The following is a 25641-nucleotide window of genomic DNA, read 5'->3' as shown; positions in this document are numbered from 1 at the left end:
CCGATCGACCACAAAGAAGCCAATATTTGTCAGCGTAGCTATCAAGAATCGCGGCGCAGATCCGGCGGAATCGGCAAGTTATCCTTGAGCGGATCCGGACGCTTGCCCTTGCCCGCGCGGTATTGGCGGATCTGGTAGACGTAGGCCAGCACTTGGGCGACTGCCAGGTACAACCCACCGGGAATTTCCTGCTCCAGCTCAGTGGAGTAATAGATCGAACGCGCCAAGGCTGGCGACTCAAGCAGCAGCACATTGTTGGCCACGGCGATTTCACGAATCTTCAACGCCAGGAAGTCACTGCCCTTGGCCAGCAACACCGGCGCACTGCCCTTGTCCGGGTCGTACTTGAGGGCGACGGCGTAGTGCGTCGGGTTGGTGATGACCACGTCAGCCTCGGGGATGGCCGCCATCATCCGGCGCTGCGACATCTCGCGCTGCAACTGGCGAATCCGTTGTTTGACCTCCGGCCGCCCCTCCTGATCCTTGTGCTCGTCGCGCACTTCCTGCTTGGTCATCAGCAGTTTCTTGTGGCTTTCCCACAGCTGCACCGGCACGTCGACAGCGGCGATGATGATCAGCCCGCAGGCCATCCACAAGGTGCTCCAGCCGACCACTTGCAGGCTGTGAATGATCGCCATGTCCAACGGCTCGTGCGCGATGCGCATGAGGTCGTCGATGTCGGAAGACAATACCGCCAGCGCCACGAACAGCACGATGAAAAACTTCGCCAGGGCCTTGAGCAGCTCGATCAGGGCCTTGGCCGAGAACATTCGTTTCAGCCCTGCGCCAGGGTTCATGCGGCTGAATTTCGGCGCCATCGAGCCCGCCGAGAACAGCCAGCCGCCGAGAGAAATCGGGCCGATCAACGCCGCCAGCACTAAAGTGATCATCACCGGCTGAACCGACAACAGGGCAATCAGCCCCGAGTGCATCAGGAAGGTGCCCATGTTGCGCTGATCCAGAATCACTTCCCGCGACAGCGTGAAGTTCATCCGCATCAGTTCCATCAGGTCTTGCGCCAGGGCACCGCCGAAAATCAGCAGCGCACCGGCACCGGCAAGCATGATCGCCAGGGTGCTGAGTTCCTTGGAGCGCGCCACCTCGCCCTTGTCCCGGGAGTCCTTTTTGCGTTTCTCCGTGGGGTCTTCTGTTTTGTCCTGACCGCTTTCGCTCTCAGCCATGACTCAGCGCGCCCGTGCCAGTTCGCGTAACAACTGCAAGGCCTCAGAGGCCAGCGGTTGATACTGATTGATGATGTCCGCCAGCCCGACCCAGACGATGAACAGACCGAGCACCAGGGTCAGCGGGAAACCGATGGAAAAGATGTTCAGCTGGGGCGCCGCCCGGGTCATCACGCCAAACGCAATGTTGACCACCAGCAACGCCGTGATCGCCGGCAACACCAGCAATAACGCAGCACCCAGGACCCAACCGAGCTTGCCGGCCAGCTCCCAGAAATGATTGACCATCAAGCCACTGCCCACCGGCATCGTAGTGAAGCTTTCGGTCAGGACTTCGAAGACCACCAGATGGCCGTTCATGGACAGGAACAATAGCGTCACGAGCATGGTGAAGAACTGCCCGATCACCGCGACTGAAACGCCGTTGGTAGGGTCGACCATCGACGCGAAGCCCATGCCCATCTGAATGGAGACGATCTGCCCCGCCACCACGAAGGCCTGGAAGAACAGCTGCAAGGAAAAGCCCAGCACTGCACCGATCAGGATCTGCTCGGCGATCAGTAACAGCGCACTCAAATCCAGTGCATTGATTGGCGGCATTGGCGGCAGGCCCGGCGCAATGACCACGGTGATCGCCAGGGCGAAGTACAGGCGCACCCGCGTGGGCACCAGGCTCGTACCGAAAATCGGCATGACCATCAGCAACGCGCCGATGCGAAACAGCGGCAACATGAACGTCGCCACCCAGGTACTGATCTGGGTATCGGTCAGTTGCAGCAGCGACGGCATGGTTTAGCCGATGACCTGAGGAATACTGCCGTACAGCTGCAGGATGTACTCCATGAACGTCTGCACCATCCACGGACCGGCGACGATCAGCGTCACCAGCATCACCAACAAGCGCGGCAGGAAGCTCAGCGTCTGTTCGTTGATCTGCGTGGCGGCCTGGAACATCGCCACCAGCAGGCCCACGAGCAAGCTCGGAATCACCAGCACGGCAACCATCATCGTGGTCAGCCACAGCGCTTCGCGAAAGATGTCGACCGCTACTTCCGGCGTCATGGCGACACACCGCCGAAGCTGCTTGCCAGAGTGCCGATGATCAACGCCCAGCCGTCCACCAGCACGAACAGCATGATTTTGAACGGCAGGGAAATGATCAGCGGCGAGAGCATCATCATACCCATGGCCATCAGCACACTGGCCACGACCAGGTCGATGATCAGGAACGGAATGAAGATCATGAAGCCGATCTGGAACGCGGTTTTCAGCTCCGACGTCACGAAGGCCGGCACCAGAATGGTCAGCGGCGCCTGATCCGGCGAGGCGATGTCGGTACGTTTGGACAGGCGCATGAACAGCTCAAGATCGCTGCTGCGCGTCTGCGCCAGCATGAAGTCCTTGATCGGCACCTGAGCCTTGGCCACGGCATCCTGAGCGGTGAGTTTTTCCGCCAGGTACGGCTGCAAGGCGTCCTGGTTCACCCGGTCGAATACCGGCGCCATGATGAACAGCGTCAGGAACAGCGCCATGCCGGTGAGGATCTGGTTCGACGGCGTCTGCTGCAGGCCCAAGGCCTGGCGCAGGATCGAGAAGACGATGATGATCCGGGTGAAGCTGGTCATCAGCATGACGAACGCAGGGATAAAACTCAGCGCGGTCATGATCAGCAGGATCTGCAGGCTGACCGAGTATTCCTGAGCGCCGTCGGCGTTGGTGCCCAGGGTGATCGCCGGGATCGACAACGGATCGGCGGCGAACGCCAGCGGCGCAGCCAGCATCAGGGCCAGCGTCAAGACGATGCGTAACGCACCCATTACTTCTTATCCTTCTGATCCTTGCCGAGTATCTTCAACAGATGCTGGGCAAACTCCGGAGTCGCGCTCGCGGTGGTGGTCGGCACTTCAATCGGCTCTTTAAGCACATGCAGCGCGGTGATCGTGCCAGGGCTGAGGCCAAGCAGAATCTGCTCGTTGCCGACTTGCACCAGCATCAAGCGGTCACGGGGCCCCAAGGCACGGGAACCGACAATCTCGATCACCTGCCCTTTGCCGGCCGGCCCGGCTTGCTGGACCCGGCGCAACAGCCAGGCGAGGAAGAAGATCAACCCCAGCACCAGCAGCAAGCCGAACACCAACTGCGTCAGTTGCCCGGCCACACCGCTACCGGCCGCTGGCGTAGCCGCGACCGTTGCCGCCGTGGCCACCGGTTCGGCTGCCAGAACACTGAACGGCAACGCAAGCAGAAGCCCTAGAACCTTTTTCACTTAGCGCAGCTTCTTGATACGTTCGCTTGGGCTGATCACGTCGGTCAGGCGGATGCCGAACTTTTCGTTGACCACGACCACTTCGCCGTGGGCGATCAAGGTACCGTTGACCAGCACGTCCAGCGGCTCACCGGCCAGGCGATCGAGCTCGATCACCGAACCCTGGTTGAGTTGCAGCAGGTTGCGGATGTTGATGTCGGTGCTGCCCACTTCCATGGAAATCGACACCGGAATGTCGAGGATCACGTCGAGGTTCGGACCGTCCAGGGTGACCGGGTCGTTGTTTTTCGGCACGCTGCCGAACTCTTCCATCGGCAAACGGCTGGATGGCGAACCGGCAGCGTCGGCAGCCAGCAAAGCGTCGATATCGGCTTGGCCGTCACCGGTTTCTTCCAGGGCGGCGGCCCATTCGTCAGCCAGTGCCTGGTCGTCCTGGGCGTTCATATCGTCGTTCATCATGTGTCCTCGGCGGGCTACTGCTCAATCAAGAGCAGCCAATTAATAGGGGGTTGGGAGCGCCGGTCAGCGGCGCTCGATCGGCTCGATCACCTGCAACGCGAGGTTGCCTTTGTGCGAGCCCATCTTGACCTTGAAGGCCGGCACGCCGTTGGCGCGCATGATCATTTCTTCCGGCATCTCGACCGGGATCACATCACCCGGCTGCATGTGCAGGATGTCGCGCAAGCGCAACTGGCGACGGGCAACCGTGGCACCGATCGGCACGTCGACGTCCAGCACGTCCTGGCGCAGGGCGTTGACCCAACGCTCGTCCTGATCGTCCAGATCCGACTGGAAGCCGGCGTCGAGCATTTCGCGCACTGGCTCGATCATCGAGTACGGCATGGTCACGTGCAGGTCGCCGCCACCACCATCGAGTTCGATGTGGAACGTCGACACCACCACCGCTTCGCTCGGGCCGACGATGTTGGCCATGGCCGGGTTCACTTCCGAGTTGATGTACTCGAAGTTCACTTCCATGATCGCCTGCCAGGCTTCCTTCAAATCGACGAAGGCCTGCTCCAGCACCATGCGCACGACACGCAGCTCGGTAGGGGTGAATTCACGCCCCTCGATCTTGGCGTGACGGCCGTCGCCGCCGAAGAAGTTGTCCACCAGCTTGAACACCAGTTTGGCGTCGAGGATGAACAGCGCGGTGCCGCGCAACGGCTTGATCTTGACCAGGTTGAGGCTGGTCGGCACGTACAGCGAGTGCACGTATTCGCCGAACTTCATCACCTGCACACCACCGACGGCAACGTCCGCCGAGCGGCGCAGCATGTTGAACATGCTGATGCGGGTGTAGCGGGCGAAACGCTCGTTGATCATTTCCAGGGTCGGCATGCGTCCGCGGACGATGCGATCCTGGCTGGTCAGGTCGTAGCTTTTGACGCTGCCGGGTTCAGCAACGTTATCGGTCTGTACCAGACCATCGTCGACGCCATGCAACAGCGCGTCGATCTCATCCTGGGACAGCAGGTCCTGCACGGCCATGTCGTGTTCCTACTGCAGTACGAAATTAGTGAAAAGCAGCTGTTCGATAACCACTTTGCCGAGTTCTTTCTGCGCCACTTCCTGGACGCTGGCCGTGGCCTTCTGACGCAACATCTCCTGGCCGACCGGGGTTGCCAGCGTGGCAAAGTCCTGGCCGGAGAACAGCATGACCAGGTTATTGCGGATGACCGGCATGTGCACTTTAAGCGCCTCCAGATCAGTCTGGTTGCGGCCTTGCAGGGTGATGCTCACCTGCATGTAGCGCTGGCGGCCGCTCACGTTGTAGTTGGCTACGAAAGCCGGAGCCATGGGCTCGAAAATCGCTGGCTGCTTGCCGACCACAGCGGTTTCCGCGGCGGCAGGCTTGCTTTGGGCGTTATGCATGAAGAACCAGGTCGCCCCCACGGACATGCCGATCGCCAGCAGCAGGGCCACCACGATCACAATGATCAGCTTGATCTTGCCTTTGGTTGCGGGGTCTTTTACTACTGCGTCGCTCTTCGCCATGCCAATAATCCGTCACTATTCGGGTTTTCACAGTCGCACGGCAAGGCAAGAGCAAGTGTTATGCCAGAAGTGTCGGGAGGGAGTTGAGCGGGGAGTTGCGGCACACCACAAACCCCTGTGGGAGCGAGCCTGCTCGCGATGAGGCCATAACATTCAACATATGCATTGACTGTTACACCGCTATCGCGAGCAGGCTCGCTCCCACAGGGGGTATTGCGTTGGGTCAGGCGTAGTAGTCGACGGCGCTGGAGCCGATCACGCTGGTGGCAGTGGCCGCCACTTCGGCGACGGTCGGTGCAACCTCGTCATCCATGCCATCGAGGCGTCCGCCGTTGGAACTCGTGCGACCACCATGCCCCTGCTGAGCCTGATCCTGGCCCTGCCCTTGCCAGCCGCGAGACTGGTCGGACACGTTGACGTCGACCTGGCCCATACCTTGTTGCGCGAACATGTCACGCAGGCGATGCATCTGACCGTCGAGTGCTTCGCGAACGCTTGGATGGGCGCTCATGAAGGTGACTTGGGTCTGCTGGTCCGGAACCATGTTCACCCGGATATCGAGGCGCCCCAGCTCCGCCGGTTGCAACTGGATATCGGCTGCCTTGAGGTTGGCGCTGGAGAGGTACATGACGCGGTTGACCACTTCTTCGGTCCAGCCACTCTGATGCATGGCGATCGGCTGGTTCACCGGCAAGGCATTGGCGGTTTTTGGTGTGGCCGCCTGGGTCAGTGCCGCCAGACGGTTGGCGAAGTCATCGACTCGGGTATCGCTGCTGGCCGACGTCAAATCCTTGAGGCCGCCATCGATCAGACCGCTGAAGGCTTTCTCGCCGCCCTGGCTGGTGCTGTCCTTGTCGGCTTGCACGTCGAGCATGCTGGCCATGCCGGCGGCAAAGTTCTGCGCCGCCGTCAGCTCACCGTCAGCCTGGGCTTGAGCAGAACCGGCTTTTGGTTGGGCCTGGCTGTTGGCGGACACGTGACCGCTCTGCTCCATGGCCATGCGCACGGCCGGCAACGCATCGAGCGGATCCGCTTCGGGATCGAAATCGCTATCGGCAGCAGGCGTTGCTTGTGCGGTCGCGACAACGACGGCGGCAGCAACCGGTGCTTCAGCCTGTGGTTGTGCGGTCGTGACAACGGGCGCAGCGGTTTGCACGACCGGCACGGTCACCAACGGCTGCACAACCTGCATCAACGCCGGATCAAGGGCCGGATCGAGGCTCGGATCAGCAGGCGTCGTTTCGGCCACTGGCGTTTCGGTGGTCTCGGCCTGATCGTCGGTGGCCGTTGCGTCGTCGGTCGGCGCCGGTTTATCGGCGGGCAAGGAATTGCCGCTATCGGCAACCGCCGGTTCCGGGGCGGCAGGCTTGTCACTGCTGACATCCGGTTTGCCGGCGCCTTGCGAGGCGTTGTCAGTGGCAGGTTTAGCGGGTTTATCAGCTGTCGCAGAAGGCTTGTTCTGAGCCTGATTGGCGTAAACATCAGCGAAGCTGGACGCCTTGTCCCCTGGCTCAGCGGCCAGCGCCGGGGTATTGGCGGAGGCGACTTGAGTCTTGGCCGTCGCGGCGGCCTGCAGAAGCGAATTGGGGGTAACGGGCATAAAACGGTCTCCGCTGCACTGGGATCGTAGGTACAGTTGAGTGAGATGACTGCAAAGGTCGAGCCAGGTTGGCTCGATAGAGATTAAAAGCGCCGGACGGCTACTTTATTCAGTGAGAGAGCGCTGTCGCTCCGCCTCATACAGCGGTCGGACGATGGCGAATTCGCCGTCGATTTCTCCCACCAGTTTTTCAATACCCGCGAGGCTTTTCTGCTTGGCGCGCTGCTCCAGCTCGTGGCACAACTCAGCCAAGCGGATAGCGCCCATATTGCTACTGCTGCCCTTGAAACTGTGGGCGGCATTCATGAGTTGCGCGGCATCTTCTGCCTTTCGCAACACGCGCAAACGTTCTTCGGAGTCGGCGATGAAGGTATCCAGCAACGTCGGATACTCGCCCTCCATGACTTCCTGCAACGCGCTCAGCACGTCACGGTCCAGATGTGTGTCAGCCACTTGCTCACTCCTTGATCAAGAATGGGTGAATTATGCCAGAGCCTCCCAGAAAAACTCCACGCGAGCACTACGACCATCGTCGGACCAGCTCGCGCTACGGCTCAATTGACGGATCAGACTGACGCCGCGTCCCGACAGACGGCCACCATCGACGGGACGCTCCATTACCCGCGCCACATCAAAACCCTTGCCACTGTCTTCAACCCGCACAATCAGGCTTCCGCCCTCGCCCGTCGGCATGACCTGCAAATGCACCCGCACATAGCCGTCGTGCAACGCCTCCAGCCGGTCATTGCGCGCTTGATAATAACGCGAAAAACCCGAAGCATCGCGCTTGAGGCTTGAGTCCAGACCCAGCACGCCGTGCTCCAGGGCATTGGAATAAAGCTCGGCCAACACACTGTAGAGCGCGCCACTCTGGGCGCGCAGGCCGTGAACCTCGAGCAGCAACTGCAAAAGATACGGCAGCGGATTGAAACGTTTGAGGGTTGCGGCGCGAAACTCGAAACTCACCGACCAGTCCAGCGGACAGGACTGGCCACTGTCGGAGTACACCGGCGCCGGCGGGATCAGTTGCGCCGCCTCCAGCAGACTGACCTCGACCATGCTCACGTCATCGCGAGCCTCACCACGAAAGTCCCGCAGCGCCTGCTCGATTTCCTCGAACAGCGCGTCTGGCTGACGATTGGCCGCAAACACCCGTTGCAACCGCTCCACACCAAACAACTGCTCGTTGGCATCGCAGGTATCGATAACCCCGTCGGACAGCAGGAACACCCGATCACCCACGGCCATCGGAAACACTTCAGTGCGGTCATTGAAGGTCTGCGGGCTCAATACACCCAGTGGCAAGTGTCGCGCCGGCAGCGGCGTACGCTCACCGCTGGCGATGTTGTGCAAGTAACCGTCCGGCATCCCGCCGTTCCAGACTTCCACCGAACGGCGCTGAAAGCTCAGGCACAGCAAAGTGGCACAGCAGAACATGTCCACCGGCAGGATGCGCTTGAGCTTGGCATTCATCTCGCGCAGGGTTTCGGCCAGGCCGTAACCCTTGGCGGTCATGCCGTAGAAGACTTCAGCCAGGGGCATGGCGCCCACGGCGGCCGGCAAACCGTGACCGGTGAAATCACCCAGCAGTACGTGCATATCGCCGGCCGGGGTGAACGCCGCGAGCAGCAGATCGCCGTTGAACAGTGCATAAGGGGATTGCAGGTAGCGGATGTTCGGCGCACTCAGGCAGCCCGAATGCGCCACCTTGTCGAATACGGCCTTGGCCACTCGCTGCTCGTTGAGCAAGTAGTCGTGATGTTTGGCGATCAGATCACGCTGCTGCAGCACTGTGGCCTGCAACCGGCGCAAGCGGTCCATGGCCTTGATCTTGGCGGCGAGAATCACCTGGTTGTAAGGCTTGGCCAGAAAGTCGTCGCCACCGGCCTCCAGGCACCGGGCCAGGGCCTCGCTTTCGGTCAGCGAGGTCAGGAAGATGATCGGCACCAGGGTTTCCCCGGCCAGCGCCTTGATCTGGCGCGCCGCTTCGAATCCGTCCATCACCGGCATCATCGCGTCCATCAACACCAGGTGCGGACGTTGCTCGCGAAATGCTTCGACGGCTTCGGCACCGTTGGCGGCCGTGAGCACCTGGTGGCCTTGGCGACGGACGATGCTCGACAGCAGCATGCGATCGGCCGCACTGTCTTCGGCGATGAGGATTGTCAGCGGTTCGACCGGCTGCATGGCGGTCATGCAACTTTGAAGATTTGTTCGAAGTTGGAGATGGCGAGAATCTTGCGCACATCGGCGTTGGCGTTGGTCAAATCGATTTTGGCATTGTCGCCGCCAGCGTGATCACGCAATAGCAAAAGCATGCCGAGCGCGGAACTGTCGAGGTAGGTGGCGTCTTTCAAATCCACCTCGAATGACTCGGGCGTCGGTTTAAGGTTTTCGTAGGACTCACGAAATTCCTGATGCTTGGCGAAATCGAATTTCCCCTTGATCGAGATCGTCAACTTTTTCCCATCCTGGGAGAATTTTGTAACGACTGGCATTTATCGGCTTCCTTGTCATGGGTGAACGTACGTGTACAAGGTTTAGCACTTGGCGGAGATGGGAGCAAGGCGGGAAAAGTTGTACAGCCTGTGAAATCGCCTTCGCGAGCAGGCTCGCTCTTACAGGTTATAAGTCCACATTACTTGCAAACGACACAAAACCTGTGGGAACGAGCCTGCTCGCGAAGAACGATCACGCGGTCCGCCTGACTCAATACGGATCATGCCGCGGCAACCGCTGGGACAACTCATCCAGCAGCTTCTGCTCGCGCTTGTCTTCAAGCTTGCGCGCCTCGTCCATGTAGCGTTGTACAAGTTTGCGCAAGCCTTCAACCCGGGCAAACGCCTGCTGCCAAGACTCGCGCGCCTTGTTCAGGTTGTTCTGGTGCCAGTTCAGGCTTTGGCGCTGCTGATCGATGGCCGTGCCCAGTTGCGCAAGAAAGCCCTGATAGCCGAGCAACCACTGGCCGGAAACGCCGGTGCTGCCGCGCACGATCCATTGTTCCTGGTATTCGAGGCGGAAGTTTTCGAGGTCGGCGAGTTTGCTTTCCGCCACACGAACCTGGCCCTGGAAGTGCCCGAGGCGCATGACCGCGGTTTTTTCGGCCTTTTCAGCCATTTCCACCACGGGTGCCAGGCGTGCCGCGCGGCTCTGGGCCATGGCCGGTTAGCCGCCCGCTGCCGGGGCGAAGATGGTGGCGAGGTGGTGTTCGCTGGCGCCCATGCCAATGTTGTCGTTCAAGCCCTGACGCAGATAAGTGGTCATGGCCGGTTGCAGGGAAATCGCGACGTCGGTTTCTCGATCACCGCCCGGCACATAGGCACCGACACTGATCAAATCGCGACTCTGCTGATAACGCGACCAGTACTGCTTGAACATCTGCGCGCGCGCCATGTGCTCGGGGCTGACCACCGACGGCATGACCCGGCTGATGGAAGCTTCGATATCGATGGCCGGGTAATGACCTTCTTCGGCCAGGCGCCGGGACAGCACGATGTGCCCGTCGAGCACGCCTCGTGCCGAGTCGGCGATCGGGTCCTGCTGGTCATCGCCTTCGGACAATACGGTGTAGAACGCGGTGATCGAGCCACCGCCCTTCTCGGCGTTACCAGCCCGCTCCACCAGTTTCGGCAACTTGGCGAATACCGATGGCGGATAACCCTTGGTCGCTGGCGGTTCGCCGATGGCCAGGGCGATTTCCCGCTGGGCCTGGGCGAAACGGGTCAGCGAATCCATGAGCAACAGGACGTTCTTGCCCTTGTCGCGAAAATACTCGGCAATGCGCGTGCAATACATGGCGGCGCGCAGACGCATCAGCGGCGCATCGTCCGCAGGCGAGGCAACGACCACCGAACGCTTGAGCCCTTCTTCACCGAGGATGTGCTCGATGAATTCCTTAACCTCACGACCCCGCTCACCGATCAGCCCGACGACAATAATGTCGGCCTCGGTAAAGCGGGTCATCATGCCCAGCAGCACGGATTTACCGACGCCGGTGCCGGCGAACAGACCGAGACGCTGGCCGCGACCCACCGTCAACAAACCGTTGATGGTGCGAATGCCCACATCCAGCGGCTCGCTGATTGGATGACGCTTGAGCGGGTTGATCGTCGGGCCGTCCATCGGCACCCAGTCTTCGGCCTTCATCCCGCCCTTGCCATCCAGCGCACGACCGGCGCCGTCGAGTACCCGCCCGAGCATGCTCATGCCCATCGGCAAGCGGCCAGTGTCCGCCATCGGCACCACGCGGGCACCGGGCGCAATGCCGGCGACGCTGCCGACCGGCATCAGGAATACTTTGCTGCCGGAGAAGCCCATGACTTCGGCTTCGACCTGCACCGGGTGATAACTGTCGTCGTTGATGACCATGCAGCGGCTGCCCATGGCGGCGCGCAAACCTTCGGCTTCGAGGGTCAGGCCGACCATACGCAGCAGACGGCCTTCGAGAATCGGCGCCCCAGCCAGCGTCGTGACCTCGGCATAGCTGCCCAGGCGCTTGGCGAAGCTGGTGCGATCAAGGCGCATCGGGGTCGTCCAGGGTCGGCTCGACCGCGGGCTTCTCGTCGACCGGCAGTTCCAGGCTCAAATCCGGCGCAGCCGGGTGCAAGGCCTGGTCGTGCAACTGATCGAACAGCTTGGCCATGACCTGGGCAACGCGGGTTTCAACGGTGGCGTCGATGCGACTGTGTTCGGTCTCGACCCGGCAACCGCCGGGCAACAGGGACACGTCCTCGACGATGCGCCAGGTTTCTTCATGGCGCTCGCGCAGGGCTTTGACCTGTTCGAAATCCTGCGGATTGATGTACAGCCGCACATTGCCCACGCCCAACGGCAAGAGCTTGAGGGCGTCGCGCATGACGTGTTCGATTTGCGTCGAGTCGATGGCCAGTTCGCGCTGAATCACCTGTTTGGTGATGTGTTGCACGAGATCAACCAACGACTTTTCGATCTGGGTGTCCTGCTCGGCGATAGGCTCGAACAGGTTGGCCATCAGCTGTTCAAGGCCGGCAATCTTCGGCGTCAGCGCCGCTTCAGCTTCCTGACGAACCTTGAGCGTGGTGCTGTGAAAACCCTCTTTCTCGCCCACGGCAAAACCTTCGTTGTAGGCTTCCTGGCGAATTGCTTCGAGTTCTTCAAGGGTCAGTGGCTGGACTTCATCCAGCGGCACTTCTTCCATTTCCGGCGGTTCAGGCTCGGGTTCCGGCTCGGGCTCCGGCACAAAAGGATCGAAGCTGGGCAACGCCCAGACGTCGAAACCGGCGACGTCCTTGCCTCGGATCAGGTCGGTCTGGGACTCATCATGTTTGGACGACATAGTGACCTTAGATCATCTCTTCGCCGCCCTTCCCGCCGAGAACGATTTCTCCGGCTTCGGCCATACGGCGGGCAATGGTGAGGATTTCTTTCTGTGCGGTTTCCACGTCGCTGACACGCACCGGGCCTTTGGCCTCGAGGTCGTCGCGCAACAGTTCGGCCGCTCGTTTGGACATGTTCTTGAAGATCTTTTCCTTGACGCCTTCGTCCGAACCCTTGAGGGCCAGCACCAGCACGTCGGAGGACACTTCGCGCAGCAACGCCTGAATGCCGCGGTCGTCGACATCGGACAGGTTGTTGAACACGAACATGAGGTCTTCGATCTGACCGGACAGGTCTTCGTCGACTTCGCGGATCGAGTCCATCAGCTGACCTTCGATCGAGCTGTCGAGGAAGTTCATGATGTCGGCCGCACGCTTGATGCCACCCAGGGTGGTGCGCGAGGCATTCGAGTTGCCGGAGAACTGCTTCTCGAGAATCTGGTTGAGTTCTTTCAGGGCCGCTGGCTGTACGGTGTTCAGCGAGGAAACCCGCAGAATGATGTCCAGACGCACCTTGTGGTCGAAGTTGCCAAGCACTTCACCGGCCTGATCCGGGTCGAGGTACGCCACGACGATCGCCTGGATCTGCGGGTGCTCGTAACGGATCACGTCGGCGACGGCGCGCGGCTCCATCCACTTCAGGCTGTCGAGGCCGCTGGTGTTGCCGCCCAGCAGGATGCGATCGATCAGGCCATTGGCCTTGTCTTCGCCCAGTGCCTGGGTGAGCATTTTGCGCACGTAGTCATCGGAGCCGACGCCCAGGCTGGTCTGGTCGCCGACGATGTCGACGAACTCGCTCATGACCTGCTCGACCTGCTCGCGATGGACGTTACCCATCTGGGCCATGGCCACACCCACACGCTGGACCTCTTTGGGCCCCATGTGGCGCAACACTTGGGCAGCATCGGTCGAACCCAGGGACAGCAGCAGAATCGCGGCTTTGTCGACCTTGGTCAGTTTGGCGGCAACGGCTCGGTTATCACTCATCTGCGTTAATCCACTCTTTCACGACCTGGGCCACACGACCCGGATCTTCTGCCACCAGACTCTTGATTGCATTCAACTGTGCGTCATAGCCTTCGCTCGGGCTCGGCAGCAGGATGCTTTGCGGGCCACCGAGGCTGACGCGGTCGTTGGCCAGTTCGCCGTCCAGGCCGCCCATGCCACCGAGTTCCACGTCGCTGCCAATGCCGGCCAACTGCTTGCCTTTACCGCCGCCGGTGATGTTGTTGAGCACCGGACGCAGCACGCCGAACACCAGCACCAGGATGAACAACACACCCAGCACTTGCTTGACGATGTCCCAGAACCACGGCTGGGAGTAGAACGGAATATCGGCAATCACTTCACCGCGCTCGGCGGAGAACGGCATGTTGATTACGCTGACGCTGTCACCACGGCTGGCGTCGAAACCGACGGCGTCCTGCACCAGACGAGTGAAGCGCGCCAATTCATCGGCGCTCCACGGCGCACGGGTGGTTTCGCCATTGGCGGCGTTGATCTTGACCTGATCATCCACAACGACCGACACCGACAGGCGGTTCAGACGACCCTGCTGCTGCTTGGTGTGGCTGATGGAACGGTCGAGTTCGAAGTTCTTGGTGGATTGTTGACGCTTGTCCGCCGGGTACGGCGCCAGCATCGGCTGACCGGTGGCCGGGTCCATGATTTGCTGACCGTTGGCATCGATCAACGGCTGGCCTGGCTGAACCATGCCGGCTGCCGCGGTGCTGCCACCGGTGGTTTGCGGTGCGGAGGCTGGCGATGGCGGCTGATTGCTCAGGGCACCCGGCACACCTTGCGGGCCATTGCTGGCGGTGCGTTGTTCGTTGACCGACTGCTCGCTGCGCAACGCCGGTTGGTCCGGGTTGAACTGCTCGGAGGTCGACTCGACGGCACTGAAGTCCACGTCGGCCGACACTTCGGCTTTATAGCGGTCGTTGCCCAACACCGGTTGCAGGATGTTGTGCACACGTTGGGTCAGCATGGTTTCCATGCGACGGCTGTAATCGAACTGCTTGCCGGCCATGGTCAGTTCGGAATTTTCCGCCTGATCCGACAGCAGGTTGCCCTTCTGATCGACCACGGTGATCTGGGATTTGCTGAGCTCGGGAACGCTGGTCGCGACCAGGTTGATGATCGCCACTACCTGACCCGGCTCCAGCGAGCGGCCGGAATACAGCTCAACCAAAACCGAAGCGCTTGGCTTGCGTTCATCACGCACGAACACCGAGCTTTTCGGAATCGCCAGGTGCACGCGAGCGCCCTTGACGTTGTTCAGGCTGGAAATGGTGCGAGCCAGTTCGCCTTCGAGGCCGCGACGATAACGGGTCGCTTCCATGAACTGGCTGGTCCCCAGGCCCTGATCCTTGTCGAGGATTTCAAAACCGATGTTGCCATCGCTGGGAGTGACACCAGCGCCCGCGAGCTTGAGCCGCGCACGGGACAGGTCTTCGGCCTTGACCAGCAAGGCACCGGAGTTGGGTTCCACGGTGTAAGGAATGTCAGCGGCGGCCAGGGTATCCATGACCTGTTTGGCGTCCATGCCGGCAAGGCTGCCGTACAGAGGCCGGTAGTCCGGCTGCTGCGACCACAGCACCACGGCAAAACCAATCGCCACGCTCGCAGCCAGGCCGACCAACAGGCCTACCTGACGCAACATGGTCATCTCGGAGAGGTTTTCCAGGAAGGACAACCCGAACAGCGGCGGTTTGCCGTCTACTGGGGTGGCCTTGGCCGGAACGTTATCGGCGATTGCTTCTGCCATGACTCAATTCGTCCTTAAACCGGCATCTGCATGATGTCTTGGTATGCCTGAACCAGCTTGTTGCGCACTTGGGTCAACGCTTGAAAAGACACGCTGGCCTTCTGCGAGGAAATCATCACGTCCGTCAGGTCGACGCCGCTCTTGCCGATCTCGAAGGCACTGGCCAGCTGACTGGACGCTTGCTGGGTGTCGTTCACTTTATTGACGGCCTGACCGAGCATGTCGGAAAAGCTGCTGCCACCCAGTTCAGGGACTGCGGCAGTCGATTTAGGCGCAGACATGGCATCCATTTGCATGGAGCGCATGTCGAGCATCAACCGATTAAATTCAATACCTTGGCTCATCGTCTACTCTCGTTGGCGACCCGCAATTTTTTGACACTCACTCGGCGGGTAGTGAGGTGTTAGCAACAAGGGTGCCAGCTCCGTGGCCGCTCTGAACAAAAGCCGTCCCGGCTTCATCCTGATCGAAAATTGCCGCAGCCCTCTGTAGGAGCGAGCCTGCTCGCGATGAGGTCATGTCAGCCGACATGTCTGTATCTGTCACGCCCTCATCGCGAGCAGGCTCGCTCCCACAGGGACTTTGCGTACATCAGTTTTCAAGTGGCGAACAAATACGCTTCCACATCCATGCCGGCGTCGCGCATCTGCGCCAGCTTGTAGCGCAAGGTGCGCGGGCTGATGCCCAATCGCTCGGCGGCTTCTTTGCGACGGCCGCGCTCAGTGCGCAAGGTATCGATGATCATCTGGAATTCACGGCGGCGCAGGTCATCGCCCAAAGCCCCGGCCGATTCAGCTTCGACTTCCACGGCCCGCACCGGCGCCAAGGCCGGCAACGGTGCGCAGGCCACCGGCCCGGACAGACAGAAATCCTGAGGCTGGATCAAACCACCCTGTTGCAGAATCAAGGCGCGCTGGATCGCGTTATCCAGCTCACGCACGTTGCCCGGCCATGGATAACCGATCAGGCACGCCTGCGCCTCGGGCGAGAGTTTCGCCACTGCATGCTTCATTTTATTGACGTGTTTGGCCAACAGACGCTCGGCCAGCGGCAGGATGTCGGCGGTGCGCTCGCGCAACGGACGCCAGGCCAATGGAAACACCGACAGTCGATAGTAAAGGTCTTCACGGAATCGCCCTGCCGCCACTTCCCCGGCGAGATCACGGTTAGTCGTCGCGACCACCCGAATATCCAGGGTGATCGGCTTGCGCGCGCCGACTCGCTCGACTTCGCGCTCCTGCAATACACGCAGCAACTTGGCCTGGAGCCCGAGGGGCATTTCAGAAATTTCGTCGAGCAGAATGGTGCCGCCATCGGCCTGCTCAAACTTGCCGGCCTGCGCCGCGATGGCACCGGTGAACGAACCTTTTTCGTGACCGAACAACGTGGCTTCGAGCATGTTGTCAGGGATCGCCGCGCAGTTGATCGCAATGAACGGCTGACTGGCGCGACGGGAATGCTGATGAATATAGCGCGCCAGGACTTCTTTACCGGTACCGGACTCGCCGGAAATCAGCACGGTCGAATCGCTGCGCGCGACCCGCGCGGCCAGTTCCAGCAATTGCGCACTGGCCGGCTCGAAGGCAATCGGCCCCTCGCTCTCGCTCACGCCGAGATTGCCCAGGGCGTGCCGCGCCACCAGATCGAGCAAGGCCTTGGGCTCGAACGGCTTGACCAGATAATCCGCCGCGCCCTGGCGCATCGCATCGACGGCCCGCTCGACGGCGCCGTGCGCGGTCATCAGCAACACCGGCAATTGCGGCTGGCGTGCCCGCAGCAGGCCGAGCAATTGATGGCCGTCCATGCCCGGCATGTTGACGTCGCTGATCACCAGGCTGAACGCCTCATTGCCGACTGTCGCGAGCGCCTCTTCCGCCGAACCGACCGCCGTGTAGTCGTGCCCCGCGAGCAGCAGTGTATCGGCCAGTGCTTCGCGTAGCGCGCGGTCGTCCTCGACCAGCAGAACCTTGATTGCCATGTCCTTCACTCCGCTCCCTGAGCGTTGGGCTGTTCACCGGAAAAAAGCGGCAGGATGACCTGCGCACACGTGCCGCGACCCGGCCGTGAGCGCAACTGCAATTCTCCCTGATGAGCACGGGCCACTGCCTTGACCACGGTCAGGCCCAGGCCGGTTCCGGTTGTTTTGGTGGTGAAAAACGGCTCGCCCAGTCGCGCCAGAACCTTGCCGTCGATGCCGCTGCCGCTGTCACTGACGCACACGCGCAAGTTGTTTTCACGGGCATAGAAATGCACCTTCAACCGGACATCGCCAGCGCTGGCCTGAATCGCGTTCTCGATCAGGTTGAGAATCGCCCCGACCAGGGTGTCGCGGTTGCACAGCAACTCACCGGCGTGACTGTCGCACTGCCAGCGAATCGGCAGGTCCTGAACATGGGTCAGCGCTGCCGATTGCAGCGACTGCATCAGTTGCCCGGGGGTGACACGGTCGGTCAACGGCAACTCGCCGCGAGCGAACACCAACATGTCGCGAACTTGATGCTCCAGCTCATGCAGACGCTCTTTCAGGCGCCCGGCAAAACGCTGCTTCGTGGCGACCGGCAATTCCTGCTCAGTCAAATGACTGGCGTAGAGCAGCGCGGCGGACAATGGCGTACGAATCTGATGAGCCAGTGACGCCACCATTCGACCGAGGGACGACAGGCGTTCGTGACGGGCAAGCTGATCTTGCAGATGACGGGTTTCAGTCAGGTCGTTGAGCAACACCAACTGACCCGGCTCGGCATCCAGCGAGCGAGTGGCAATCGACAGACGCCGACCGTCCTTGAGGGAGATTTCGTGACCGTCGTCTTCGCGAGGGGCAAAGCAGCGCGCAATGACATGGCGCCACAGCTCGCCTTCGAGGGGCAGACCGAGCAACTCGCAGGCCGCCGGGTTGGCTTCGCGCACGATGCCCTGGGCGTCGATGACGATGACGCCGCCAGGCAACAAATCAAGGAGATTTTGCAGACGGTTGGCCAGGCGTTCTTTTTCCGCCAGCTCTTGCATGCGCTGGGCACTGACCACCGCCAACTCACCCTTGAGCTCAGTGACCCGCGCTTCAAGCATGCTGTAGGAATCAGTCAACTGGCTCGACATCTGGTTGAACAGCGAGAACGCCTGTTCAAGGCCAAGCCGGCTTGCCTGCTCTACGGACGACGGTTGCCCCGAAACATCAGGGACAGGAGACATCTGGGCGGCTTGGGGCATCGTGCTCTCTCGCTTGGCTGACCGTCAGTTAAACGGAACGTTGCGAGGGATGTAGCAATACCCGTGCCTAAAAAAAACCGCCTACAAATGAACGACTTGAAAAACAGGCGTCAATCATCCGCCTGTTCATCACCGTCGCGACGGCTCATGCCGTACTTGCGCATCTTTTCCACCAGCGTGGTACGACGAATACGCAGGCGTTCCGCAGCGCGCGCCACGATGCCATTGGCATCATCCAGCGCCTGCTGAATCAGACCTTGCTCCAGACCACCGAGATAGTCTTTCAAGTCGAGGCCTTCCGGCGGCAGCAAGGCGTTGGCGGTGAAGTCCGGGGTATGGCCGTTGATGGCCACTCGTTCTTCAAGATCGCTGCGCAGGCTGTCGACCAACTGCTCGTCTTCATCATCGACGTAACGGAATTTCTTCGGCAATTCGACCACGCCGATCACCCCGTACGGGTGCATGATCGCCATGCGCTCTACCAGGTTGGCGAGTTCGCGAACGTTGCCCGGCCAGCCATGACGGCACAGCGACATGATCGCCGCCGAGTTGAAACGGATCGAACCGCGCTTCTCGTGCTCCATGCGCGAGATCAACTCGTTCATCAGCAACGGGATGTCCTCGACACGTTCGCGCAGTGGCGCCATCTCGATCGGGAACACGTTCAGGCGGTAGTACAAGTCTTCACGGAAGGTGCCGATCTCGATCATGCTTTCGAGATTCTTGTGCGTCGCCGCAATGATGCGCACATCGACGCTTTGGGTCTTGTTGCTGCCCACGCGCTCGAAGGTGCGCTCCTGCAACACGCGCAGCAATTTGACCTGCATCGGCAACGGCATGTCGCCGATTTCGTCGAGGAACAGGGTGCCGCCGTTGGCCAGTTCGAAACGCCCGGCGCGGCTGGTGATCGCACCGGTAAAGGCGCCCTTTTCGTGGCCGAACAATTCGCTTTCCAGCAACTCGGCCGGGATCGCCCCGCAGTTGACCGGTACGAACGGCGCGTCACGCCGCTTGGAGTGGTAGTGCAGGTTGCGCGCGACCACTTCCTTGCCGGTGCCGGACTCGCCGAGGATCAGCACGCTGGCGTCGGTGTCGGCCACTTGCTGCATCATCTGACGGACGTGCTGGATCGCCCGGCTGGTGCCGACGAGGCTACGGAAAAGATTGGGTTCGCGATGACGACCGCGCTCGCGGGCCTGGTCATACATCTCGCGATAGACCTGGGCGCGGTGCAGCGAGTCGAGCAATTTGCTGTAGCTGGGTGGCATTTCGAGGGTCGAAAGCACTCGGCGACGCTGGTCTTCAGGCAAGTCAACGGAAGAATTATCGCCCATTAACAAAACCGGAAGGAACTCATCCCAGGTTGCGAGTGTCTTTAACAAGCCCGGAAGCGCGCCAGGAGCATTCACCGTCCCGATCAGGACACAGATCACTTCACGACTTGATGACAAAGAGCCGACAGCCTGCTGCCAGTCATGGCTACCGCAGGGTAAATTTTCTTCGCCAAGAAAATTCAAAATCACCGCCAAATCGCGGCGGCGGACGCTATCGTCATCAATCAGCAGAATTTTGGTTTCACGCCACATGCAATAGCAACTTCCCTAGTCAACTCAATGCCCAAATGATGGGGCAAGCTAGACGCTTGCAGACACGTTATGCCTGTAGACGCCTGAAATCTGGAACCAGCCACTAGTTAAGTCAAAAAACCGTGCACAGTCAAATTTATGGCGCACTATGTTTGGATTAACTGAGGGTTAATTAACCAAACAGATGGTAAACCTTTGCCGCGCTCTGTGCTTGATGGATCTGCGACATCTCGTCGACTATCGCCTGCCTCTCCCCCATCGCCGCCTCCAGAAGCTGCTTGTACACCCCCAGCAACTCCTCAAGGTTATCGCGCAACGCGGCTTCGTCCACCGAAGCTTCACTCAAGACGTCTTCCATGCAGGAACGACACGCCAGGTCCAACTCACCGATGGCCTCCCAGTTTCGCTCGGCCAATGCACCGACCAGGGCATCGCGGGTGTGTTCGATTCGCTGCAATACAAGACTCATGGTGATCTCCTTAAAACTGCGGACCCGGTGCGGCAATTCCATCCCAACCGTCTTTGACAGTACGAAGCAAATCAGCGACTTCGTCGAGGATCTTCGGATCGGTCTTGATGTTGGCTTCGGCCAGACGCTTCATCATGTAGGCGTATAGATTGTCCAGCTCACCGACCGTTTCAGCGGAATTCTCGAGGTCCAGACCTTCACGCAAACCACCGATGATGCCGATGGCCTTGCCGATCAGAACACCTTTGTTCGGGATGTCCTTGCGCTCCATCGCGCCTTTGGCCTGGGCGATACGATCAAGACCGCCTTCCATCAACATCTGCACGAGGCGATGCGGGCTGGCTTCTGAAGTTTGCGCCTGAGCGCCAATCTTCTGGTATTGGCGAAGGGCTAACATTGGATTCATGTTGTACCTCATCAAAATGCTGTAGTTCGTCTAACCAATGTATCGACGACGCGTCAAAAAACTTTAGATTCAAATGCAAAAAGCCCGGAGCGCTTGAAAACGCTGCCGGGCTTTTGGCGTTATGCGTGTTACGAGTTCTTCTGCTGCGCAGCCATCGCCTCAAACATCGAGGTAATGTTGTTAGCGGTCGCCTTCAACTTACCAACGAGTGTATCCATGTCGTTGTACTTTTTGGTCAGTACAGCGGTCAGGGTCTCGATTCGACGGTCCAGGGCTCCCTGATCATCGGCCAGTTTGGTTTTGGCCTTATTCAGACTGGAGGTGCGAGCATCCAGAATGCCGCCGGTATCGGTGTACGGCTTGATCACATTGTTCATGCGCTCGAGCAGACCGTTGGTACCGGTAAACAGGGTCTGAACCTCGCCACCGAGCTTCTTGTCATTCATGGCCGCGGTGAACTTGGCGGTGTCGAAGTTCAGTGCGCCGGTTTTCTGGTCAGTGTTGATCCCCAATTGCGAGAGCACGGTCAGCTTGTCGCCGGCACCGGCCGTGGTCAAGGGGCCACGCAGAGCAGCCAGAAGCGCACGCGGCATCGCATCACCGGTCAGCGCGGCCGGGACGGTCGGCTTGCCATCGTCGTCCAGCGACGGCTTGGTCAAGGACGTCACAGCATTGGCGACAGCGTTATACGCGTCGACAAACTTCTGGATCGAAGCCTTCAGGCCATCGTTGTTGCCTGCGACGGTAACGGTGGTGGTGGTGTCCTTGGCCAGCAGCGTCAGCGACAACCCGGAAACGTTGCTCACGGTGTTGGAAGGACTGCTCATGGCCAAGCCATCAACGCTGTAGAGCGCGTCCACGGGCAATTCGCCGATGGCGCCCGAAGACGTCGCAGTCGGCGTTGCCGCCATTTTCACCGTACCGTCCATGTCCAGACCGGCAATACCGCTGACCTTGATTTCGGACCCGGCACCCGTGGTGCTGGAACCCAGCACCAGGCGTGAACCGAAACTGTCGGTCACGATGTTGGCGCTGAGGCCGTCAGCCTGGTACTTACTGTTGATGGAGTCGCGAACCGATTGCAGGGTGGCACCCGCCGGAACGTCAACGGCGTAGCTCTTGCTGCCCTGATTGATCGTCAGGGTACCTTGCGCGATCGGGCTGGTTGCACCGCCAGCGAAGGCGGCACTGGCCACTTTCGAGCTGGTCGCCAGTTGAGTGACAGCGATGGTGTAGGTACCAGCGACCGCCGAGTTGTTCGCAGTTGCGGTGACAGCCTTGGTGTTGGCGGAGGTCGCTGCAAAACCGGTGAACTGAGGGGATGTCGTGCTGCCCAGATCCTTGAGCGCGGCCTGGAACGTGGCCAGCAGCGATTTCAAGGTACCGACCCCGGAAATACTCGCCGAGTTGGTAGCGGTCCCACGGTCGATCTGACCTTGCTTGGCCGCTTTATCGGCGTTTACCAAGGCTTTGACGATAGCACCGGTATCAAGGCCGGAGCCTAAACCCGTGCCCGGTAAAATTGGACTTGCCATGTAGAACTCCCTTCAGTGTGTCGCCGGTCTTTTGACCACTACAACGCCCAAAAGAACATAACAACAAAATTCGTGCCAGCTGTCAGGCTTTAGCGCTGAACAACAAGCTGCTTGCATCATTCAAACTGTTGGCCAGTCTCAGGACTTCTTCGTTGGGGATCTGACGAACCACCTCACCCGACTCACTGGCAATGACTTTCACAACCACCTGGCCTGAAGGCTCGTCAATCGAGAACTCCAGATTGCGCTTGACCGACTGAACGAACTTTTCAATTTCTTGAACAGCCATTTTCAGTTTGTCCTGCTCGGCTTGCGCGCTCTTGCGCACCTCCTTGACGTCGACCACTTTCGCGGGCTCCGCTCGAGGCTTTTCCGCAGGCGTCTCGGCAACCGGGGTTGCGTGCTTCGCCGTCGGATAAGACAAGTTCAGCTTCACGCTCATATCCATGTCCATCACCTCTAAAAGTAAAAAAGCGAGAGGGCACGACCAGCGCACACCCCTCGCCAAAACTCAATCAGCTATTACTGAAGCAGTTTCAGTACAGCGGATGGCAGCTGGTTGGCCTGAGCCAGAACGGAGGTGGAAGCTTGTTGCAGAGTTTGTTGCTTGGTCAGCTGAGCAGTTTCAGCAGCGAAGTCGGTATCTTGTACGCGACCACGAGCAGCTTCAGCGTTCTCGTTGATGTTTTGCAGGTTGGAGATGGTGCTGGTCAGACGGTTTTGTGCAGCACCGAGGTCAGCACGGCTGGCGTTGATTGTTGCCAGAGCAGCGTCGATACGGGTGATAGCAGCGGTGAACGAAGCCTGAGCGGTAGCCGAGCTGTTACCAGTGATTTGCAGGGTAGCCGAACCAACGGACAAGGTTGCAGCGTCGAAGCCGCTGGCCAGAGTCAGAGTGATCTGGTTGGAAGCACCGCTGTTGGCGCCAACCTGGAAGGTCATGGTGCCGGCGGTGCCGTCGATCAGGTTTTTGCCGTTCAGGTTGGTCGACTGGGCGATACGAGTCACTTCGTCCGACAGAGCCATGAACTCTTTGTTCAGAGCGACGCGGTCTGCAGTGCCGTTCGAGTCGGTACGTGCCTGGATTGCCAGTTCACGCATACGCTGCAGAATGTTGGTCGATTCCTGCATCGCGCCTTCAGCGGTCTGAGCGATCGAGATACCGTCGTTGGCGTTTTTGATCGCCATGTTCTGACCGCGGATTTGTGCAGTCATACGGGTAGCGATTTGCAGGCCGGCGGCGTCGTCTTTAGCGCTGTTGATTTTCAGGCCGGAAGACAGGCGAGACATCGAAGTCGACAGAGCGTCGGAAGCACGGTTGAGGTTCTTCTGAACGTTCAACGATGTGACGTTGGTGTTTACTGTTAAAGCCATGACGAATTCCTCGTTGGTTGGGTACTGCGGCTTCCGGCCCTGGCAACCGCCGGGTATGGCCTAGAGAACCTTCGTAATAGTTATCGTCGCCAACGCAACTTGCTTTAGGGGATTTTCAAAAATATTTGCCATCACGTTGCCACCCCCGGTAATTCAAGGGGTTGGCGACGTTCCGACAGCGAAAAAAATGACGTCAGGGAAATGTCGGCGAAAGGTTGGCGAGGACTCGCCGGCACCGACTGAAGATAAATTGCTTAAACGGACAGATTCTCGGTGAGCATCTCGACCAGCTCATATTCCAGGTAATCCGCCAGTGCGAGCCAGTTCTGCGCCTCCTGACACGCGAATAGTTCGCCGAGCACAAATGCCCACTGCTGCCGAGCCTCCAGCGATCCCGAATCGAACGTCGGGTGTACGGCGGCGACCAGTTCGGTCATCGCCAGTCCGGCTTCCACATCACGCCCCAGACGGAACAAGGCTGCACAGTGCTGCGCGTCGACGACGAAGGTTTCAAGCACGCTCATGACGCGAACTCCGGATGAAAAACCGTGCCGGCGATCATCGCTCCTGCCCGACTGCTGTTATAGAAGCGCACCTGCGGATGGCCCGCGATAAAACGCTCCAGTTCACACAGATAGCTGCGGAAGTTGAGCTGAGTCTTGATGCGCTGACCGTGACCGTCCAGCACCCAGTGTTTGGCGGCGCCCAGTTGCGGCCCCAGATCCCCGTCGCTCCAGCCGGCGTGGGTCTTGTCGCCCGGGAAGGCGAAGTCGGCGCCAAACAGCGTGATCTGTGCCGCGCCCATCTTCACCGCCAGGTCCGCCGCCGGATGAATCACGCTGCCACCGACATACAACTCGCCCCTGGGCAATTGCCGACGCAACTGCTGGTAGATCGGGCTGGCGGAGTAACCGGCATATCGCGGGCCCTGCCAGGCTTCAATCACCACCGGATCCAGCATGGGCATGTACACCAGCGTGATGTCGGCCGTGCCTTCTGACGGCAGGTGCCGGTCGGAAATGCGCTGGTCGATGCTGACAACAATATCGGGGCGAATACCGTGTTTGAGCAGCGGACGATAGGCCGTGTCGACACAGATGAACAACGGTCGCGCGGCTTCATTACGAATCGCGCGCAGGGTCGTGAAGTGCTGTTCCAGGCTTGGTCCGGTGGCAATGACAAAGACCTCCTGCCCCGGCTGCGAACCGAACAACTCGGCCACGTTGTGATCGGCCTGCACCCATTTGAGACTGGCCTGCAGGCGCTCGATGACTTCAGGCGACTGCGGATCGAACTCACGATTATTGAACGCCAGGTGGGTTTCGCTGATCAGCCGATCCCGAATCTTCGCGTTGAAATCGTCGGCCAGTACCAGCTCGGATGGCAGGGCAAAAAACGGCAGCTGGATTTCTCCCTGATCGCCGGCATACAGCAGCTCGACCCGCGGATCGCTGAGCCACGTGTGCTGGTCGAGCAGTTGCAGCACCAGCGCAAACACGGCGCCGTTGAGGATGTGCACGTACAACCGTTGAAGACCGGCACGTTGCAGCAACTCCATTTGCAGGTCGCCGAGCCCGGTGCCGTAGACATGCACCACCGGGCTGTCGACCGGCAAGCTGTCGGCCTGAAGCACGGCCTCGCGACTGCGATCATGGCGGCTGGTCAGCTGAATGCCGTTGATGCTCAACGTCGAGCCGAGGCCTTCCACCAGATCAGCCTGCAGCAGGCTCGTGTCTTCGACCAGCAAGCGCACAGCCAGCGCCGGCCAGCGTTGCTGGATGACATCGAAGTTGTGCTCAAAGAACTCGCTCATGGAGCCTCGCTTTTGGTTCGGGCAAAAAAATAGCGCTCAAGATTACACCTTGAGCGCTATTTTTGTGTCTGGCTTTCTTCGACTG

General features: G+C 60.0%; 28 protein-coding genes. All 28 read right to left on the bottom strand.

What is annotated here, in order from left to right:
- Nucleotides 1-41: 41 nt before the first annotated feature.
- On the bottom strand, nucleotides 42-1181 hold the full coding sequence (gene flhB / locus ACRC4F_RS28240; RefSeq protein WP_438662296.1) for a flagellar biosynthesis protein FlhB: 1140 nt from the start codon (nucleotides 1179-1181) through the stop codon (nucleotides 42-44).
- Nucleotides 1182-1184: 3 nt separating this feature from the next.
- Nucleotides 1185-1970 (bottom strand): flagellar biosynthetic protein FliR, encoded by a 786-nt coding sequence (fliR, locus tag ACRC4F_RS28235; protein WP_438662295.1) that lies wholly within the window; start codon nucleotides 1968-1970, stop codon nucleotides 1185-1187.
- A gap of 3 nt (nucleotides 1971-1973) precedes the next feature.
- The gene (gene fliQ, locus ACRC4F_RS28230) at nucleotides 1974-2243 is read right to left on the bottom strand and encodes a flagellar biosynthesis protein FliQ (protein ID WP_219095676.1); all 270 of its coding nucleotides are present in this window, start codon (nucleotides 2241-2243) and stop codon (nucleotides 1974-1976) included.
- The gene (gene fliP / locus ACRC4F_RS28225; RefSeq protein WP_007948917.1) at nucleotides 2240-2998 is read right to left on the bottom strand and encodes a flagellar type III secretion system pore protein FliP; all 759 of its coding nucleotides are present in this window, start codon (nucleotides 2996-2998) and stop codon (nucleotides 2240-2242) included. The genes fliQ and fliP overlap by 4 nt, the downstream gene beginning before the upstream one ends.
- The gene (gene fliO, locus ACRC4F_RS28220; protein ID WP_438662294.1) at nucleotides 2998-3447 is read right to left on the bottom strand and encodes a flagellar biosynthetic protein FliO; all 450 of its coding nucleotides are present in this window, start codon (nucleotides 3445-3447) and stop codon (nucleotides 2998-3000) included. Before fliO ends, fliP begins: the two co-directional genes overlap by 1 nt.
- Entirely contained in the window at nucleotides 3448-3903 is a 456-nt protein-coding gene (gene fliN / locus ACRC4F_RS28215; RefSeq protein WP_438662293.1) for a flagellar motor switch protein FliN, read from the bottom strand.
- Between the two features lie 66 nt (nucleotides 3904-3969).
- Entirely contained in the window at nucleotides 3970-4938 is a 969-nt protein-coding gene (fliM, locus tag ACRC4F_RS28210; protein ID WP_438662292.1) for a flagellar motor switch protein FliM, read from the bottom strand.
- A gap of 9 nt (nucleotides 4939-4947) precedes the next feature.
- Nucleotides 4948-5445, bottom strand: coding sequence for a flagellar basal body-associated protein FliL (gene fliL / locus ACRC4F_RS28205; protein WP_438662291.1), 498 nt, complete (start codon nucleotides 5443-5445; stop codon nucleotides 4948-4950).
- Between the two features lie 223 nt (nucleotides 5446-5668).
- The gene (locus ACRC4F_RS28200; protein ID WP_438662290.1) at nucleotides 5669-7045 is read right to left on the bottom strand and encodes a flagellar hook-length control protein FliK; all 1377 of its coding nucleotides are present in this window, start codon (nucleotides 7043-7045) and stop codon (nucleotides 5669-5671) included.
- 105 nt (nucleotides 7046-7150) lie between these two features.
- The gene (locus ACRC4F_RS28195) at nucleotides 7151-7498 is read right to left on the bottom strand and encodes an Hpt domain-containing protein (RefSeq protein ID WP_438662289.1); all 348 of its coding nucleotides are present in this window, start codon (nucleotides 7496-7498) and stop codon (nucleotides 7151-7153) included.
- Nucleotides 7499-7528: 30 nt separating this feature from the next.
- Nucleotides 7529-9232, bottom strand: a complete 1704-nt coding sequence (locus ACRC4F_RS28190; RefSeq protein WP_438662319.1) for an ATP-binding SpoIIE family protein phosphatase — start codon at nucleotides 9230-9232, stop codon at nucleotides 7529-7531.
- A gap of 5 nt (nucleotides 9233-9237) precedes the next feature.
- Nucleotides 9238-9543 carry an STAS domain-containing protein gene (locus tag ACRC4F_RS28185; protein WP_438662288.1) on the bottom strand — a complete coding sequence of 102 codons (306 nt, stop codon included), beginning with the start codon at nucleotides 9541-9543 and terminating at the stop codon, nucleotides 9238-9240.
- A gap of 211 nt (nucleotides 9544-9754) precedes the next feature.
- Entirely contained in the window at nucleotides 9755-10204 is a 450-nt protein-coding gene (fliJ, locus tag ACRC4F_RS28180; RefSeq protein ID WP_438662287.1) for a flagellar export protein FliJ, read from the bottom strand.
- Nucleotides 10205-10210: 6 nt separating this feature from the next.
- Nucleotides 10211-11569, bottom strand: coding sequence for a flagellar protein export ATPase FliI (fliI, locus tag ACRC4F_RS28175; RefSeq protein WP_438662286.1), 1359 nt, complete (start codon nucleotides 11567-11569; stop codon nucleotides 10211-10213).
- Complete coding sequence (gene fliH, locus ACRC4F_RS28170) at nucleotides 11559-12359, bottom strand: flagellar assembly protein FliH (protein ID WP_438662285.1); 801 nt, start codon at nucleotides 12357-12359, stop codon at nucleotides 11559-11561. Before fliH ends, fliI begins: the two co-directional genes overlap by 11 nt.
- 7 nt (nucleotides 12360-12366) lie before the next feature.
- Nucleotides 12367-13386 carry a flagellar motor switch protein FliG gene (gene fliG / locus ACRC4F_RS28165; RefSeq protein WP_007894195.1) on the bottom strand — a complete coding sequence of 340 codons (1020 nt, stop codon included), beginning with the start codon at nucleotides 13384-13386 and terminating at the stop codon, nucleotides 12367-12369.
- Nucleotides 13379-15166: a flagellar basal-body MS-ring/collar protein FliF gene (gene fliF, locus ACRC4F_RS28160; protein WP_438662284.1), complete on the bottom strand. Its 1788-nt coding sequence runs from the start codon at nucleotides 15164-15166 to the stop codon at nucleotides 13379-13381. The genes fliG and fliF overlap by 8 nt, the downstream gene beginning before the upstream one ends.
- 14 nt (nucleotides 15167-15180) lie before the next feature.
- Entirely contained in the window at nucleotides 15181-15510 is a 330-nt protein-coding gene (gene fliE, locus ACRC4F_RS28155; protein WP_010456962.1) for a flagellar hook-basal body complex protein FliE, read from the bottom strand.
- Between the two features lie 254 nt (nucleotides 15511-15764).
- Nucleotides 15765-17144, bottom strand: a complete 1380-nt coding sequence (fleR, locus tag ACRC4F_RS28150; protein ID WP_438662283.1) for a sigma-54-dependent response regulator transcription factor FleR — start codon at nucleotides 17142-17144, stop codon at nucleotides 15765-15767.
- 5 nt (nucleotides 17145-17149) lie between these two features.
- Nucleotides 17150-18355 (bottom strand): sensor histidine kinase, encoded by a 1206-nt coding sequence (locus ACRC4F_RS28145; RefSeq protein WP_438662318.1) that lies wholly within the window; start codon nucleotides 18353-18355, stop codon nucleotides 17150-17152.
- A 128-nt stretch (nucleotides 18356-18483) separates the two neighbouring features.
- Nucleotides 18484-19959 carry a sigma-54 dependent transcriptional regulator gene (locus ACRC4F_RS28140; protein WP_131061623.1) on the bottom strand — a complete coding sequence of 492 codons (1476 nt, stop codon included), beginning with the start codon at nucleotides 19957-19959 and terminating at the stop codon, nucleotides 18484-18486.
- A 172-nt stretch (nucleotides 19960-20131) separates the two neighbouring features.
- Nucleotides 20132-20428, bottom strand: a complete 297-nt coding sequence (locus ACRC4F_RS28135; protein ID WP_438662282.1) for a flagellar protein FliT — start codon at nucleotides 20426-20428, stop codon at nucleotides 20132-20134.
- Nucleotides 20429-20438: 10 nt separating this feature from the next.
- Complete coding sequence (gene fliS, locus ACRC4F_RS28130) at nucleotides 20439-20834, bottom strand: flagellar export chaperone FliS (protein WP_438662281.1); 396 nt, start codon at nucleotides 20832-20834, stop codon at nucleotides 20439-20441.
- Between the two features lie 128 nt (nucleotides 20835-20962).
- Nucleotides 20963-22369, bottom strand: coding sequence for a flagellar filament capping protein FliD (gene fliD, locus ACRC4F_RS28125; RefSeq protein ID WP_438662280.1), 1407 nt, complete (start codon nucleotides 22367-22369; stop codon nucleotides 20963-20965).
- Between the two features lie 82 nt (nucleotides 22370-22451).
- Complete coding sequence (locus ACRC4F_RS28120) at nucleotides 22452-22817, bottom strand: flagellar protein FlaG (RefSeq protein WP_438662317.1); 366 nt, start codon at nucleotides 22815-22817, stop codon at nucleotides 22452-22454.
- A gap of 74 nt (nucleotides 22818-22891) precedes the next feature.
- Nucleotides 22892-23743, bottom strand: a complete 852-nt coding sequence (locus ACRC4F_RS28115) for a flagellin domain-containing protein (RefSeq protein ID WP_438662279.1) — start codon at nucleotides 23741-23743, stop codon at nucleotides 22892-22894.
- A gap of 254 nt (nucleotides 23744-23997) precedes the next feature.
- A complete protein-coding gene (locus ACRC4F_RS28110) occupies nucleotides 23998-24267 on the bottom strand; it encodes a hypothetical protein (protein WP_438662278.1) in 270 nt (89 codons plus the stop codon).
- The gene (locus tag ACRC4F_RS28105) at nucleotides 24264-25556 is read right to left on the bottom strand and encodes a motility associated factor glycosyltransferase family protein (protein WP_438662277.1); all 1293 of its coding nucleotides are present in this window, start codon (nucleotides 25554-25556) and stop codon (nucleotides 24264-24266) included. Before ACRC4F_RS28105 ends, ACRC4F_RS28110 begins: the two co-directional genes overlap by 4 nt.
- Nucleotides 25557-25641 lie beyond the last annotated feature (85 nt).

It is taken from the genome of Pseudomonas sp. (assembly GCF_051660785.1).
In the GTDB taxonomy this organism is placed as follows: domain Bacteria; phylum Pseudomonadota; class Gammaproteobacteria; order Pseudomonadales; family Pseudomonadaceae; genus Aquipseudomonas.
This window is presented reverse-complemented; position numbering and strand designations above follow the sequence as displayed.